This is a genomic window from Phyllobacterium bourgognense, assembly GCF_003337575.1.
Classification (GTDB): domain Bacteria; phylum Pseudomonadota; class Alphaproteobacteria; order Rhizobiales; family Rhizobiaceae; genus Phyllobacterium; species Phyllobacterium bourgognense.
The window spans coordinates 100,186-114,485 of sequence record NZ_QPJM01000010.1; the positions used below are offsets into that span (position 1 = coordinate 100,186).

16 protein-coding genes are annotated in these 14,300 nt (G+C 56.4%); 9 read left to right on the forward strand and 7 right to left on the reverse strand.

The genetic code is table 11. From position 1 onward, the window contains the following. Positions 1–76: 76 nt before the first annotated feature. Both C7476_RS17395 and C7476_RS17400 read right to left on the reverse strand, forming a co-directional pair. Positions 77–1,159, reverse strand: coding sequence for an FAD-binding oxidoreductase (locus C7476_RS17395; protein WP_245426398.1), 1,083 nt, complete (start codon positions 1,157–1,159; stop codon positions 77–79). Beyond that, positions 1,149–2,402, reverse strand: coding sequence for an aromatic ring-hydroxylating oxygenase subunit alpha (locus tag C7476_RS17400; RefSeq protein WP_114431157.1), 1,254 nt, complete (start codon positions 2,400–2,402; stop codon positions 1,149–1,151). The genes C7476_RS17395 and C7476_RS17400 overlap by 11 nt, the downstream gene beginning before the upstream one ends. 134 nt (positions 2,403–2,536) lie before the next feature. Here C7476_RS17400 and C7476_RS17405 point away from each other — a divergent pair, with 134 nt between their 5' ends. Next, positions 2,537–3,460 (forward strand): LysR substrate-binding domain-containing protein, encoded by a 924-nt coding sequence (locus C7476_RS17405; protein ID WP_114431158.1) that lies wholly within the window; start codon positions 2,537–2,539, stop codon positions 3,458–3,460. Between the two features lie 74 nt (positions 3,461–3,534). On the opposite strand, the gene C7476_RS17410 is transcribed toward C7476_RS17405, so the two are convergent. From C7476_RS17410 to C7476_RS17425, 4 genes are all read right to left on the reverse strand, one after another. Continuing rightward, the gene (locus C7476_RS17410) at positions 3,535–4,494 is read right to left on the reverse strand and encodes a DMT family transporter (protein WP_114431159.1); all 960 of its coding nucleotides are present in this window, start codon (positions 4,492–4,494) and stop codon (positions 3,535–3,537) included. Between the two features lie 95 nt (positions 4,495–4,589). Further along, positions 4,590–5,477: an alpha/beta hydrolase gene (locus C7476_RS17415; protein WP_114431160.1), complete on the reverse strand. Its 888-nt coding sequence runs from the start codon at positions 5,475–5,477 to the stop codon at positions 4,590–4,592. Between the two features lie 104 nt (positions 5,478–5,581). Then, on the reverse strand, positions 5,582–6,502 hold the full coding sequence (gene ppk2, locus C7476_RS17420) for a polyphosphate kinase 2 (RefSeq protein ID WP_114431161.1): 921 nt from the start codon (positions 6,500–6,502) through the stop codon (positions 5,582–5,584). 247 nt (positions 6,503–6,749) lie between these two features. Beyond that, positions 6,750–7,256 carry a TonB-dependent receptor gene (locus C7476_RS17425; protein ID WP_245426399.1) on the reverse strand — a complete coding sequence of 169 codons (507 nt, stop codon included), beginning with the start codon at positions 7,254–7,256 and terminating at the stop codon, positions 6,750–6,752. A 157-nt stretch (positions 7,257–7,413) separates the two neighbouring features. Between C7476_RS17425 and C7476_RS29240 the strand changes: the two genes are divergently transcribed. The 6 genes from C7476_RS29240 to C7476_RS17455 all read left to right on the forward strand — a co-directional run bounded on the left by C7476_RS29240 (position 7,414) and on the right by C7476_RS17455 (position 10,825). Beyond that, positions 7,414–7,545, forward strand: coding sequence for an FCD domain-containing protein (locus C7476_RS29240; protein ID WP_342633350.1), 132 nt, complete (start codon positions 7,414–7,416; stop codon positions 7,543–7,545). A gap of 109 nt (positions 7,546–7,654) precedes the next feature. After that, on the forward strand, positions 7,655–8,077 hold the full coding sequence (locus C7476_RS17435; RefSeq protein WP_114431163.1) for a VOC family protein: 423 nt from the start codon (positions 7,655–7,657) through the stop codon (positions 8,075–8,077). A 98-nt stretch (positions 8,078–8,175) separates the two neighbouring features. Beyond that, complete coding sequence (locus C7476_RS17440) at positions 8,176–8,490, forward strand: ArsR/SmtB family transcription factor (RefSeq protein WP_114431164.1); 315 nt, start codon at positions 8,176–8,178, stop codon at positions 8,488–8,490. Continuing rightward, positions 8,487–8,843, forward strand: a complete 357-nt coding sequence (locus C7476_RS17445) for an SRPBCC family protein (RefSeq protein ID WP_114431165.1) — start codon at positions 8,487–8,489, stop codon at positions 8,841–8,843. Before C7476_RS17440 ends, C7476_RS17445 begins: the two co-directional genes overlap by 4 nt. A 36-nt stretch (positions 8,844–8,879) precedes the next feature. Beyond that, entirely contained in the window at positions 8,880–9,488 is a 609-nt protein-coding gene (locus C7476_RS17450) for an ATP-dependent Clp protease proteolytic subunit (RefSeq protein ID WP_114431166.1), read from the forward strand. Positions 9,489–9,628: 140 nt separating this feature from the next. Next, positions 9,629–10,825 carry an aromatic ring-hydroxylating oxygenase subunit alpha gene (locus C7476_RS17455; protein ID WP_114431167.1) on the forward strand — a complete coding sequence of 399 codons (1,197 nt, stop codon included), beginning with the start codon at positions 9,629–9,631 and terminating at the stop codon, positions 10,823–10,825. Positions 10,826–10,887: 62 nt separating this feature from the next. Here the strand turns inward: C7476_RS17455 and C7476_RS17460 are convergent, their stop codons facing one another. Next, entirely contained in the window at positions 10,888–12,309 is a 1,422-nt protein-coding gene (locus tag C7476_RS17460) for an aminotransferase (RefSeq protein WP_114431168.1), read from the reverse strand. Between the two features lie 250 nt (positions 12,310–12,559). Here C7476_RS17460 and C7476_RS17465 point away from each other — a divergent pair, with 250 nt between their 5' ends. Together C7476_RS17465 and C7476_RS17470 are read left to right on the forward strand one after the other, a co-directional pair. Continuing rightward, positions 12,560–13,477 carry an ABC transporter permease gene (locus C7476_RS17465; protein ID WP_114431169.1) on the forward strand — a complete coding sequence of 306 codons (918 nt, stop codon included), beginning with the start codon at positions 12,560–12,562 and terminating at the stop codon, positions 13,475–13,477. Then, positions 13,474–14,295: an ABC transporter permease gene (locus tag C7476_RS17470; RefSeq protein ID WP_114431170.1), complete on the forward strand. Its 822-nt coding sequence runs from the start codon at positions 13,474–13,476 to the stop codon at positions 14,293–14,295. Before C7476_RS17465 ends, C7476_RS17470 begins: the two co-directional genes overlap by 4 nt. Positions 14,296–14,300 lie beyond the last annotated feature (5 nt).

Genomic DNA, 14,300 nt, shown 5'->3' on the forward strand with positions numbered 1-14,300 from the left:
CTGCACAATGATCCTCGGTTCTCGCTTTTCACAAGGCCCGCAGCTCCGTTCTGACTTGGTTTCTGCACGAGCCAGTCTAGCGTTCGATGACGAGATCGCTTAGCGGTCTGGAACAGCACGGCAGGAAGAAACCAGCGTCAATTTCTCTTTGCCTGATCCCTCCATCGTGTTTCATGTCGATGGCTCCGCTCACGAGCTTGGACTTGCAGGTCCCGCAGATGCCGCTGGCACATGATGATGGAATCCTGACACCGGATTTTTTGGCGCAGGAGAGAACCGTCTGATCCGCGCGGACGTCAATAGACTTCCCCTGTCTCGAAAACTGCACACTGAACGATTTTATTTCGATAGCCTCGAAGGCCGGCGCTGGGGCTTCGTCGATGACAGCGGCGTCGAAGCTTTCTTCAAGGTAGTTGGATTCTGGAACACCCATTTCGACGCTGATCTTTCTCGCGGCCGCCATGAACGGCGCAGGTCCGCAGCACATGACGACGCGGTCGGAGATATCGGGTGCGGCCAGTGCAAGGAACTCCTTGGTGATACGGCCGGAAATGCCCGGCCAACCTCGTTCGGTTCCGATGTCCTCGGGAAGCAGCAGAATTCTGAACCCTTTGAGGCGTCGGGCGATGTTTGCAATCTCTTCGCGGAAGATAAGATCTTTTGGAGTTCTACCCGCGTGGAGAAAGATGACATCGGTCGTCTCCGCCGTGTCAGCAAGTTCCCGTGCCATCGACATGAGCGGCGTGATCCCTGAGCCGCCCGACAGGAAAAGGTACTTCTTCGCCGCTGGCCGGATGAACCGGCCGAGTGGCCCCGACGCGCGGACGGTCGTGTTCGGGATCAGATTGTCGTGCAGCCAGTTCGATACCTTTCCACCCGGTACACGCTTCACCGTGACAGTAATGGCGTTCTTGCGAAGTGGCGACGATGAGACGCTGTAGCAGCGCCCATCGGCCTCGTTGTCGAGACCGAGCTCGAACTTGAAATATTGCCCGGCGCTGAACTCGAATTGTTTCCGCTCGGGCGACACGAACGTGAAACTTTTCACATCATGCGTTTCGTCACGGACATCGATGCAAACGAGTTCGTCGTCGGTCTCCGGGTCCCAATACGCACCGCTTGTTTGGTTCACGGCCTTGAGAAGGAGCTCAGTAGCCATGAGCGCGCATTCGTTCAATGTACCAGGTCGCGAAGTCGTCGAGCGCGACTTCGGTGAACCTGGAATAAGGGCCGGGCTCATAGCCGGGGTCCTGAACCCCTGCCTGGGCGCGAGCAACGAGCTCGGCGTCCTGATTGGTCGTTTCGGTCCATACGTGGGTAAGTTTGGCGAGATCGTAGTCAACGCCTTCGATCGCATCCTTGTGAACGAGCCATTTCGTCCGGATGAGGGTCGTGTCGGCAGAAAGCGGGATTGCGATGGAGATCACGGCATGGTCGCCCATGAAGTGACACCAGCTGCTGTGTCCCCAAAGATGCGTGTCGCCGAGATCCTTGCGGGTCATCGTCCCCAGAAGCTTCTGCGAGGCCGCGGTCGAGTCCTCCGTCTGGGACTCGCCCGCTCCGGCGATAATCAGGCGCTGGGTGCGGAAATTGGTTTCACAATTTCTCACCTGTTCGACCGTAGACGATGGAAATCCGTCGGCCTCCCAGCCTTTGGTGCGCTCGCTGTACATGGCGAAATGCGCTTCCGCCTCTTCCCGGTCCTCCGGGCTCAGGCTGTCGGGATCATATCCGAAGTCAAGATCGACGAACGAAACACACAATTCCGGGTGGTTGGCAGAGCAGTGATAGCACTCCCGGTTGTTCTCCATGGTGAGCTTCCAGTTGCCCTTCTCGATGACATCCAGATGGTGTGCGACCTTGGCGTTCCGGATATCATAGGGCGCTAGCCGCCCAGCCATGACCTCCTCCAGCCACTTGATATCTTCCGGAGGATTGTCGGAAAGACAGATATAGATCAGGCCGCCGATCGACTTGAAGTTGACCGGCTTCAGGCGCCTGCAACTCTTGTCAAAGTCTTTTCCCATGTGCGGCGCATAACTGAGTTCACCCGAAAGGTCGTAGGTCCATTGGTGGTAGGGACACACCAGCTTGGAAATGACGCTTGACCCTGCGTCCAGCAGTCGTGCGCCGCGATGACGGCAAACGTTGCGAACTACCCGGATGTCGTTGTCATCATCCCTCAGCAAGATCAGGCTTGTCGATCCGATGTCGATGACCACGGCATCTCCAGCTTCGGGAACATCGCACTCAAGACCAACATGAATCCAGTGCCTGGAAAAGAACACGTCCAGGTCCGCCTGGAAGACGTCCTCGCGAGTATAAAGTCCAGCCGGAAGAGAGTGCCCTTTGATACGCGAGTCGAGCAAGGAGGAGATCGGCGATGCGAGCGTATTGAGCATAATGTTTCCTTATGGATCAAGCGTCCTTAGAATCGCACCAAATCGCGCTGGTTCAACTGCAAAAATGTGCGCCATTGACATTACCTGAAGTGATGGGAAACTCTGGCCGCCGCTCAGCGAATTCGGAGTGAAGAGTGAAAAGCTTGAGGAAACAGCTGCCATCATTGACGGCACTTACCGTATTCGAAGCGGCATCACGGTTGTCGAGCTTTACGAGGGCTGCCGAAGAACTCGGCGTCACCCAGGCTGCAGTCAGTCGCCAGATCCATCTTCTCGAGAAGGATTTTGGCTTCGCTCTTTTTATGCGTCTGCACCGGAAAGTGGCTTTGACGGACAAGGGCAAGGCACTTTCGGCGGCCACCAGCGATGCCTTCAACCTCATCGCGGAAGCTGTTACTGACCTTCGCAAGGACGCACCGGGCGACGAGCTGACCATTTCTGCGACGGTCGCATTCTCGCATTTCTGGTTGATGCCTAGAATTTCAGAGTTCTCGCGCCAGTATCCCTATATCAATCTCCGTATCCTCTCTCAGGACAATATGCCAAACCTCCAGTTGGGCGAGGCGGATGTCGCGATCAGATTCGGCAATGGCATGTGGCCGGATGCTCATGCGGAATTGCTGTTCGAGGACGAAGTCTTCCCGGTCTGCAGCCCAAAATACATCGGCGTAGACGGGCGCATCAAAACCCCGGCGGACCTGACCTCATATTCCCTCATTTCCAATGAAACCGATGATCCAACATGGACCGGCTGGAATGAGTGGCTCTCGTCATTTTCCATCGTGGTCCCCAAGAAGACGCTGGGATTGCGTTGCAGCTTTTACACCGAAGCGATCTATGCCGCGCTCAACGGTCAGGGGATCGCGCTGGGCTGGACACATCTCGTGGAAGACCTGTTGCAGCAAGGAAGACTGGTGCGGTTGACTGACGCCGCGATCAAACCCAGAGGGGCTTATTTCGTCGTGGTCCCGACACGGCAACGGAGCAAGGAAACTGCAAACCTCTTCGTCAATTGGCTGCAGATAGTATTGCAGGAACCGGGACCACAAACGCTCTAGGAAAGATGCACGGATCCACTCTATTGAAATCGAGACTTCAGATACCAAAACGGATTGGGCTCATTCGGAGTTGGTCATCCAGACCTGGTCCGAGGCTTGAGCAGGATGACAAAAAGCACGCCGGCCACTATCAGCGCCGCACCTTCGAGGTGATAGGTTTGCAGGTGTTCGCCAAGGATAAAATAGGCAAGTATAGCGACGAATATCGTTTGGATGTAAAGAAGCACGCCCGCTCGAGCTGCCCCCAACGCTTCGACGCTCCAATTGAAGAGATAGTACATCAGCGCTCCGCCGGGGACCGCTACATAGACCAAGGCTAAAAGGCCATTGCTGTCGAGGGCCGAGCGTTCGTCGGAAGCAAGCTCCCAAAGGTAGAAGGGGAGCGCCGTCATTGCTGCAGCCCCGAGCAGCAGGACTAGTAGCGGAAGACGCTCTGACTCGAATTTCGCGCGGCGGAGCAGAACGGCATAAAGGCCAAAACAGAACGCACCGGCCACGAGCCACAGTTCGCCCGGATTCACGTCGAGACGCAGCAGCGCCGCCGGGCTGCCTTTGACGATGATGACCACGATCCCGGCGAAGGCAATGATCGATCCGATGACCTGCCACGGCCCCATCGGCTCACCCAGAATTAAACGGGCAAGGATCATGGTGATGATCGGGATCAGCGCCATGATGATGCCGGCCGTGGTGGCGTCGGCATTTTCCAGCCCCATAAAGACCATGCCCTGACAAATCGCGAGTCCGATGCCGCCGACGAGAATGAGCTCGAGCGGGCGCGCCCGCGCGAGCGCAGCCATGGAGCCAAAATGACCGCGCACGATCGGCAGCAGGATCACCCACGCAATAAGGACGCGCCAGAAGCACAGTGCCCATGGCGGCATTTCAGGAGAGACCCATTTTGCGGAGATATAGACACCGGCCGACAACAGCCAGCACAGTACAGCCACGGAATAGCCAACGGCAAGCGAATTGCCCGCCGCCTGCTTCGTCTCGCTGCCGCTGTCGTGGACTGCCAAGAGACTTATCGCCATGCCTCATCTATGCCACAGTTTCGTCAGCCTGCACAGATGGCGGTGCCAGCACTCGCCCCTTCGACTGACGGTTGCGCTGGTCCCCGCAGGAACTCTCAAGTCGCGAGGTGTCTATTGATGAACGCGCCGGCCGAGGCGATCGCCTCTCGCCCCGAAGTCAGCCGCGCCGCCCATAGATGCCAGGCGTGGATCATGTGTGGCCAGATCTCCAGGTTCGTTGCTATATCGACCGCTCCAAGCCTGCGGGCGATCCGCACGGCATCGTCAAGAAGTGTCTCGGCCGAACCAACCTGGATGAGGATGGGCGGGAGCCCTGCAAGATCGGCATGGAGCGGCGAAACGAGCGGTTCGCTAGCACTTGTCCCACCAAGATATGCGCCCGCGAGCTCTTCGAGATAGTCGCGGTGAATCAGCGGATCGATGGCAGCCTTCTCGTCCATGCTCGCGCCGGTCATGTCAAGATCGATCCATGGCGAGACCAACCATGCGCAACCGGGCAGCGGCCTGCCGGCGTCACGCAGACGTATCATGGTCGCCAGCGTCAGCCCGCCGCCAGCACTGTCACCACCGATGACAATCGCGGCCGAGGGAACGCCTTGAGCGAGCAGGAACTCGAACGCGGCAAGCGCATCGTCCAGCGCAGCCGGAAACGGATTTTCGGGCGCAAGCCTGTAACCGAGTGCAAGCGTGCGTACGCCCGCGGCGCGCCCCGTCTCGGCGACCATTCTGCGATGACTTTGGATCGATCCGGAGCAATAGCCGCCGCCGTGAAAAAACAGCAACGTCCTGGTGGTGTCGCTTCCCGGTGCCAGCGACCATTCCGCCTCGCACGTTCCGATCTGTTCAGGCTTGAACTGGATATCGGGTGCAATCGGATCTTCGGCCGCCACGAGATCAAGACGTTGGCGACGCTCGACGAGGTTCGCGGGCCGCGGATGCGATGCAAGCATGGCCCTGACCGCGTCGATCTCGTCGTCATACATTGCCGCTCTCCCCCTAGCGTTTGAAGACGATCCAAAACGATCGCCTCAATGATCGCCAACGGAGAACATATCACAGACCGACGAGCAGCCGGAATCGCATCAAACTAGTATTTTGACGGAACGTAGAGTTCCGGCGGCAACACCTTGCGCTCATAGTCCGGATTAAACACGCGATCAGGCAAGGTGATCTCTTCGTGGGGCACGGGCTCATAGGGAACCTGTGAAAGGAGGTGCGCAATGCAGTTGAGACGAGCACGTTTCTTGTCATTGCCTTCAACAATATACCAGGGTGCTTCGGGTATATTCGTACGGGCGAAGGTTTCCTCCTTGGCTTTGGTGTAGCCTTCCCAGCGCACGCGCGATTGCAGATCCATGGGAGAGAGTTTCCACTGCTTCAACGGATCATGAATGCGCATGAGGAAGCGCAACTGCTGCTCCTCATCCGTTATGGAGAACCAGTACTTGATGACCCTGATGCCGGATCGAACAAGCATGCGTTCGAACTCCGGAACGTCGTGGAAGAACTGCTGAACCTCGTCTTCCGTTGCGAATCCCATCACGCGTTCGACGCCGGAACGATTGTACCAGGATCGATCGAACAGTACGATCTCGCCGCCGGCGGGCAAATGAGGCACGTAACGCTGGAAATACCACTGGGATTTTTCCCGGTCTGAAGGGGCTGGAAGCGCTACGACGCGTGCAGTGCGCGGGTTAAGCCGCTGGGTAATGCGCTTGATGACACCCCCCTTGCCTGCCGAGTCGCGTCCCTCGAAAACGACGACGACCTTCTCTTTGTGATAGGCGACCCAGTCTTGCAGTTTGATCAACTCCGCCTGCAACGCAAGCAAGGCACGAAAATACTCCATACGCGGGATGGTTGGCGGATGAGTCTTGCGGTAGATCTTGCGAATCTCTTCGGACAGCGCAGGCTCGGAAAGTTCGAGCTCGTAATCCTCATCGAGTGTATCGGCGAGTTCAGCCTCTAGCCAATCCTGGTTTGCCGCTTCGTGCTTTAGATCGTTCATTTCAGCCCTCCGAATTCATTCGCATCGCGCCGCCGCCAGCACGCATCTTGCAGCTCTGCGGTCACTTATGCCATAACTCCGTGAACGAAATTTGAAGTTGTATTTTTGACCGCATGGCTCTTTTATATGCGCTCAGTCGCCGCCCTAAAGGCAAGGATAATTTCTCAGTATTATCAAATGATGCAGAAGATGGCGGTAGGTCCTCGTTCGTTGTGGCCCTTGGCGATAATGCTTTCCAGACCGGCTGCTACCAGGTTAGATGGGCCTTCAGCAACGCCTTGCGTCCTTCGCCATAGGAACAAACGTAAACGCCCTGACAGCCCGATACATAGTCCTCGTCGAACAGGTTGGTGACGTTCAGATCAACGCCCCAATTGTTCTTCCTGTAGCCGAGCTTCAGGTCGACCAATGCCACATCGGGAACCTTCAACGTATTCAATTGGTCGGCATAACTCGACCCGACATAGCTTACACCGCCACCACCGTAGCGAAGGTTCTGCCGCACGGTCCAGTCATTGTCGAACGTCTGTTCCAGTTCGTAGCCGATTGCGGCTTGGTCACGGTTATAGTCGTCGATCGACGGTTCCGTGAAATTCGCCTTGCGATCGATCTTGCCGAAGGGCGCGTCGACCACAGTTCCATAACAGGGCAGGAAGATGCCACCGTTATGGGTAAGATCCAGATGCGTGTAATTGGCGAGAATCGTGAACTTCGTGGCATCATCCGGCTTCCAGGTGATGCTCGGCGAAATCACGCCTAGGAAATCCTTCGAAAAATCGGTGTAATTGTCACCGCCGGATATTTTACCGTTGATCCTATAATCGACGACGTCGGATGCCTTGTCGCCAATGTCGAAACCAAGGTAACCGTTGCCGTAGCTGTTGATCCCGGTCTCGACGTCCTCCGCGCCGGTGTCACAATGGAAAACACGCGCGCGGATTGAACAATCATCGCGGGAGCACCATCAGATGATCGATGCTCTGTCAGCGCAAGATATCGAAGAACTGAAGCGCGTGACCGTAATGCATATCAAGCAGATGTAGAGCGAACCTCGACGTCAAGGGATCGCTTTAACCGGGATTTTCACGACAGCCGGACGGAGCTCGCGTACAATGCCGCCTCTCGCGCCGCGACAAGAACGGAGGAGTACAGATGAAACCGAGAATTTCCGTAATTACCCTTGGTGTCAGTGATCTGGAAAAGGCTGTCGAGTTCTACCGCGTTGGTCTTGGCCTACCGACTGATGGCATCGTGGGCAAGGAATTTGAGCATGGAGCAGTTGCATTCTTCGATCTGACCTCAGGGTTGAAGCTGGCGGTCTGGTCACATGACGATATTGCCCATGATACGGGACTGCCCAAGACGGCTCCGAGCCCGACCGCCTTTACTATTGGCCATAATGTGTCCCGGAAAGACGAAGTGGACGAAGTAATGGATCAAGCCCGCACTGCCGGAGCGACGATCGTAAAAAGCGCCCGAGACACGTTTTACGGCGGCTATGCGGGGTATTTTCAGGACCCTGCTGGACATCTTTGGGAAATCGTCTGGAATCCCGCCTTTGCCCCACCAGATTGAACCCGGGAGGACTGCTGCCGGCGCGATTGTGTGTTTCCCACGCAATGTCGATATTCGTCACTGTTGCAAATCATATAAGCCTGTGCTTATGTATTTACATGAATGAGACAGAGTTTTTCAAAGCGTTGGCCGATCCGACAAGACGCGCCGTCTTCGAACGGTTAGCCGGCGGGGAGATGAATGCCACGGACTTGCGGCAAGGATTTGACTTGTCGCAACCGGCCATGTCGCAGCATCTGGCTGTCTTGCGCACGGCTGGACTGATCGCGGAACAGAAACACGGCAGGAATGTCCTTTATCGGATCAATCCCGATGGCGTGGCGAAAATCCATCGATGGCTTAGCCGCTACAATGCGTTCTGGCCAAGCCGCGTGGATGACCTGAAGCAGCTTCTCAAGGAGATGGACCAATGACACGCACGACCGACGCGAGCGTAAACCTCACCTATGAACTGGACGCTGCTCCATCTAAAGTGTGGCGCGCCTTGACCGTACCGGAATATGTGTCGCGATGGCTGAAGCGACCCGCGATCGAGAACGATGCTCCGGAGAACGGCGCGCTGCAGCCACCCTTCGAACTACAACTGATTTCCGCCGATCCTGATACGCGCGTGCGTTATAGAATCAAGGATAACGACGCCATTAGTGTCGTGACATTCCAGATCGGGGCGAATGATGCTGGCGGCACGACCTTCAGTATTGTCCATGAAATTGCGATGAGCGCAGCCAACAGCAATAACCGGACACCTCTGCGCGCAGCAGCCTGAAAATACCCTTTTAACGCCACCGAAAGGAGGTCGCCTATGCGCGACATGATGCAACTCGTCCCTATGGTAGTGGAACAATCCAGCCGCGGCGAGCGATCGTTCGACATTTACTCACGCTTGCTGCGCGAACGTATTGTGTTCCTGAATGGCGAGGTCGAAGACGGAATGGCGGCACTCGTCTGCGCGCAATTGCTGTTTCTGGAATCGGAAAGCCCGACGAAGCCGGTTTCGATGTATATAAACTCGCCCGGCGGCGTCATCACCAGTGGCCTAGCGATCTACGACACGATGCAGTTCATCACATGTCCCGTCGCAACGTTGTGCATGGGGACAGCGCGGTCCATGGGCTCTTTCCTTTTGATGGCTGGTGAACCCGGTCAGCGCACTGCATTGGCGAATTCAAGTATTCATGTGCATCAGCCACTCGGCGGCTTTCAGGGACAGGCCTCTGACATCTTCATCCATGCGGAAGAAATGCGCCAAACGAAGCACCGAATGATCCGGCTTTACGCGCAGCATTGCGGGCGCTCGTTCGAGGATGTGGAAAAGACACTGGATCGCGATCATTTTATGACTGCGGAGCAAGCCAGGGAATGGGGTCTTGTTGACACAGTTCTGTCAAAGCGGGGAGGGATAGAGCAGTGACTTGTGATCAAGAAAATAAACAATGCCACCGCCGATTGCACTAACGGCCCGCATCTGGATCTTGCCGGCATCCAACAGATTGCAAATAAACAATATTTGTGCTTGTATTGAATGAACATTCAATAAATAAGAGCGAGTTTATGCAGGTAAATCAACGCGATTTGACGATTCCGGACAATTGGGACCGCCGGGGATTGCCGGCCTGGAGCTATAGCAGTCCGGCTTTGCTCGAGCTGGAGAAGGAATACGTTTTCCGAAGCCATTGGCAGATAGCCGGGCATATCTGTGACGTGCCCAACGTCGGTGACTACATCTCGCTGGATATCGTGGGCGAGCGGGCCCTGGTCGTGCGTGGCAAGGACGGCGAAATCCGTGCCTTTCACAATATCTGTCGCCACCGTGGATCTCGCGTCGTCACCGATAACAAGGGAACATGCAACAACGCGCTGGTCTGCCCCTTCCATGGCTGGGTTTATAACCTCGACGGCACCCTCAGAGGCGCGTCGCGTCCGCGCTCTTTCCCGGAGATGGACAAAAACGAATTCGGTCTGTTGCCACTCGAACTCGAAATCTGGATGGGTTTTATCTTCATCCGTTTCCTCAAGAGCGCCCAGCCATCGGTTGCGACATTGATGAAGCCGTTCGAAGCGGAAATTGCGAAATACGAGATCGCGGATATGGTGCCTGCCGGCTTCTGGACGCAGAAATCGCCCGTCAACTGGAAGTCGGTGCGCGATGTCGACAATGAAGGCTACCACGTGGCAATGGCCCATCCGGCGCTCCAGGACCTTTACGGCTCGACCTATTACGACGAGCCATTCATCAATGGCGTGTCGCGATCTTTCGCCAGCTATAATCCCCATGCGGGACGGCGCTGGAGTGTGCGCAACTATATCAATCTGGCACCGGAGGCGACGCATCTGCCCGAGAACCTGCGCAACGCGTGGATCTATTACGGGATTTTCCCGAATTCCGTGATCTCGGTTACGCCTGAAGGAGCGCAGTATTATCAGGAGTTTCCGTTGTCGACGGGCGAGACCCTGTTGCGCGGCGCCGCATTCCGCCACAAGGATGAGACACGGCAGCAGCGGGCTGTTCGTTATCTCGCCTCGCGCATCGATCGCGAGACGAGCTCGGAAGATGTTCAGCTGACGAAATGGTCAAACGAGTCGATGCTGTCGAAATCATTCTCGGGATTCTATCTCTCGGATCTCGAATATGGCGTGCGTTCGCATCACGATCACCTGCGCAATGTGCTGCCCATACTGAGGGTCGAGAAGGCGCCGGCAGAGGCCGACGTGCCGTTGCTAAATGCGCAACTGGCTGCGCAGAGCTAATTGCCGACAACGCGCAATAAAAAAACCCGGCGTAGTCGCCGCGTTATTTGTCGTTAGCCGGCCTATCCTTGCCAGACACCCTCATGCCGCAGATCGTCCATCGTGCGCGAAATCCCTTCCCGCAGGATACCGACCATATCGTCGATCTGTTCGCGGGTAATCACCAGCGGCGGCGACATCACGCACATATTAATGAGCGGTCGCACCAGAAGGCCGAGTTCATGACAATGTGCGTCGATGCGCATTCCGACATTCGTATCAAGCTGCAGCGGGTTCTTGCTCTCGCGGTCGGCAACGCACTCGACACAGGCCATCAGGCCTATCCCGCGAACCTCACCAACCAGAGGCAATTCCTCAAGCGTCTTCAACTGCTGCTGAAAATAAGGCGCAACGGCCTGCGTGTGCGCAAGGATGCCATCCTCGAGCAGGTCGAGATTGGTGAGCGCCACGGCGCAGCCGACGGGATGGCTGGTGTAGGTCAGTCCATGCGCATACATCGCTGTCGGGTGATTTGAACGGCGCAGTTGTTCAAGAAGACGCTCGGAGACCACCATACCGCCGAGCGGGAAATAGCCGGACGTGACGCCTTTGGCGAAGGTGATTATGTCCGGATCGATACCGAACACATCCTCGGAAGCGAAGACGTGCCCAAGTCTGCCAAAGGCCGTGACCACTTCGTCAGCGATAAACAGTATTTCATTGTCCCGGCATATCTTGCGGATACGGGGTAGATAGTTTTCGGGCGGTAGAATGACGCCACCTGAGGCCTGGACCGGTTCCCCGATGAAAGCGCCGATCTTGTCAGCACCCACGCGGCGGACCGTCTCCTCGAACTCGGCGACCAGCATGTCCGAGAATGCGGCTATGCTCATGCCTTCGGGACGGCGGAATGCATCCGGAGACGACAATTTGACCACGAGTTCGTCTGCCCCATCCATCCAGTCGCGATCCCGCGGACGCCCGTTTAACGACGCCGAAAGATAGGTGGAACCATGATAAGCACCACCGCGTGACAGGATCAGCTTTTTATCGGACCGACCGCGCGCGTTGTTGAAAAACTGCATGAAACGCAGTGCGCTCTCGACGGCTGTTGAGCCGCCCGTGGTGAAGAATACGTGATTGAGGTCGCCGGGCGCATAAGCAGCGATGCGCTCCGCGAGCACCGCAGAAGGCTCGTTCATCGTATACCAGGGGGTGTTGTACGAAAGCTGCATGGCCTGGTCGTACATGACACGCGCAAGCTCTTCACGGCGGTGCCCCACATTGACACACCACATGCCGGCAGGACCATCGATAAGCCGCTTGCCCTCGCCGTCGGTGATGTAAATTCCCTCGCCGCCGCTAATCAGCGATCTGGCCTCGGCGCCGATTTCTCCGGCACAGGGCCATGGCTGAACAAGATGCCGCTTGGCCAGATCGATCGTCTCGTGATTTGTCAGCGCCGCTGCCACCCCGGCTTCCCGTATCTGTTTCACCGCCGCCATAGTTCCCTCACACTTGTGTCGGGTTTTCCCCGTTTGAAATTACACTCAATTATTGGAAATTAATAAGATTTCCCCTACTATATTGAATGTTCATTCAATCAATATGTCAGAAATAGCACTTGATTTCAATCCACAGATAGGCGCATGATGCAAGAAAGAAGGCACGACAGGGAACGTGCCGCGTCAATCGAATGAATGGGAACAATATGCTCCGGCACCTGATGGCATATCACGCGCGTGGTCCGTTCGAATGACGGCACCGGCGGAAGGGATCGCCGCACTGCCTGTTGTGCGAAAACAAAGAAATCCTGTTCTGCAATCAGAAGCTGCGCGCGGTCTCGGGCTGATCAGCCCGACGTTTATTTATGCGGTGATCTTCCTGGTCATTCCAATTGTTCTGGTCATTGCCAACAGTTTCTGGACGCAAAACTACCTGACGATCGACCGGACATTCACCCTCGAAAATTATCGCATCGCCCTGACCGATCCCATCTACCGCGATCTTCTCATGCGCTCGCTGTGGATTTCCCTCCTCGTAAGCTTCTTTACCGTTGTCCTTGCCTACCCGATCGCTTTCTTCATCTCGTTCCATGGCGGCAAGCACAAAGGCCTCTGGCTGTTCCTGATTACCATCCCGTTCTGGACAAGCTATCTGCTGCGGGTGATGTCGTGGAAGGTCATCCTTGGTTATAACGGCGTTCTCAACGCGACGTTGATGGGGCTTGGGATCACCAACGGGCCATCGGACGCCTTCCTCTACAACACCAGTGCCGTTGTGATCACGTTGACGCACGCATGGGCAACATTTGCCGTACTGCCGATCTTCGTCTCGCTGGAGAAAATCGACCGATCGCTTGTCGAGGCCGCGACCGACCTCGGCGATGGGCCATTGCGTCGGTTCCTGCGAATCACCTTACCCCTGTCGGCGCCTGGGATCATCTCTGCAACACTCATCGTAATGATCCCGACTGTCGGCGATTTCGTGACGCCGCGTCTCGTCGGCGGCAAAGACGGTGTGATGATCGCCAACGCAATCCAGGCTCAGTTCGGCAAAGCCGCAAACTGGCCACTCGGCGCAGCGCTTTCGGTAACGACCATGGCGGTGGTGACAGCAATGGCTGCCTCTGTCGTTCTCGTCATCCGCATGGCAGCGAGGCGAATCCGATGAAGACCTTGCGGAACTTTGCACCAAGCTGGCTGAAAACCTATGCTTTTCTCTATGTCATTTTCCTTTATTTGCCGGTGATTTTCCTGCCGATCTTTTCGGTCAACACATCGGCGACACCCAAATTTCCCCTGAGCGGTTTCACCTTCAAATGGTATGGCGATCTTACCCGCACCCCGGCACTGACCGACGCGGCATGGAACAGCTTGCTCGTCGGCGTCTCCGCCTCCCTTTTAAGCACGATATTCGGCATATGCGCCGCGCGCGCCATAACGCGCTACCGCTTCCCGGGCAGGCGCACCATCAATGGCCTTCTCATGGCGCCACTGGTCCTGCCGGAGATCATCGTCGCAGTCTCGATGCTGCTTGTCATGCTGCAACTCGGCCTTAGCCTGTCGCTGATCACAGTCGTATTTGGCCATGTCCTCATTTGCATCCCATACTCGCTGAGCGTGCTGACTTCAGGTTTCGAAGGGTTCGACCGAAGCCTTGAGGAAGCCTCCTCGGACCTTGGTGAAAGCGCCTTCGGAACGTTCCGGCGTGTGACGCTGCCCATGGTTTCGCCTGCTATCATTTCGAGCCTACTCGTCTCCTTCACCATCTCGCTCGATGAATTTATCATGGCATTCTTCCTGACCGGTACCGAAGCAACTCTGCCTGTCTATATCTGGGGCCAGTTGCGATTTGCCGCCAAGCTCCCGGGCGTGCTCGCGCTCGGAACACTGCTCCTCGCTGGTTCTATTGTCCTTTTGACCATCGCAGAAATCGTGCGACGCCGCGCAAGCAATCGCACCCAGAATATGGGAGGCATAATTGCCTGAACGCT

What these genes read in the sequence shown, in the direction of transcription:
- C7476_RS17395 (WP_245426398.1), bottom strand. Translation starts at nt 1,159, where the DNA reads ATGGCTACTGAGCTCCTTCTCAAGGCCGTGAACCAAACAAGCGGTGCG.
- C7476_RS17400 (WP_114431157.1), bottom strand. Translation starts at nt 2,402, where the DNA reads ATGCTCAATACGCTCGCATCGCCGATCTCCTCCTTGCTCGACTCGCGT.
- C7476_RS17410 (WP_114431159.1), bottom strand. Translation starts at nt 4,494, where the DNA reads ATGGCGATAAGTCTCTTGGCAGTCCACGACAGCGGCAGCGAGACGAAG.
- C7476_RS17415 (WP_114431160.1), bottom strand. Translation starts at nt 5,477, where the DNA reads ATGTATGACGACGAGATCGACGCGGTCAGGGCCATGCTTGCATCGCAT.
- ppk2 (WP_114431161.1), bottom strand. Translation starts at nt 6,502, where the DNA reads ATGAACGATCTAAAGCACGAAGCGGCAAACCAGGATTGGCTAGAGGCT.
- C7476_RS17435 (WP_114431163.1), top strand. Translation starts at nt 7,655, where the DNA reads ATGAAACCGAGAATTTCCGTAATTACCCTTGGTGTCAGTGATCTGGAA.
- C7476_RS17440 (WP_114431164.1), top strand. Translation starts at nt 8,176, where the DNA reads ATGAATGAGACAGAGTTTTTCAAAGCGTTGGCCGATCCGACAAGACGC.
- C7476_RS17445 (WP_114431165.1), top strand. Translation starts at nt 8,487, where the DNA reads ATGACACGCACGACCGACGCGAGCGTAAACCTCACCTATGAACTGGAC.
- C7476_RS17450 (WP_114431166.1), top strand. Translation starts at nt 8,880, where the DNA reads ATGCGCGACATGATGCAACTCGTCCCTATGGTAGTGGAACAATCCAGC.
- C7476_RS17455 (WP_114431167.1), top strand. Translation starts at nt 9,629, where the DNA reads ATGCAGGTAAATCAACGCGATTTGACGATTCCGGACAATTGGGACCGC.
- C7476_RS17460 (WP_114431168.1), bottom strand. Translation starts at nt 12,309, where the DNA reads ATGGCGGCGGTGAAACAGATACGGGAAGCCGGGGTGGCAGCGGCGCTG.
- C7476_RS17465 (WP_114431169.1), top strand. Translation starts at nt 12,560, where the DNA reads ATGACGGCACCGGCGGAAGGGATCGCCGCACTGCCTGTTGTGCGAAAA.
- C7476_RS17470 (WP_114431170.1), top strand. Translation starts at nt 13,474, where the DNA reads ATGAAGACCTTGCGGAACTTTGCACCAAGCTGGCTGAAAACCTATGCT.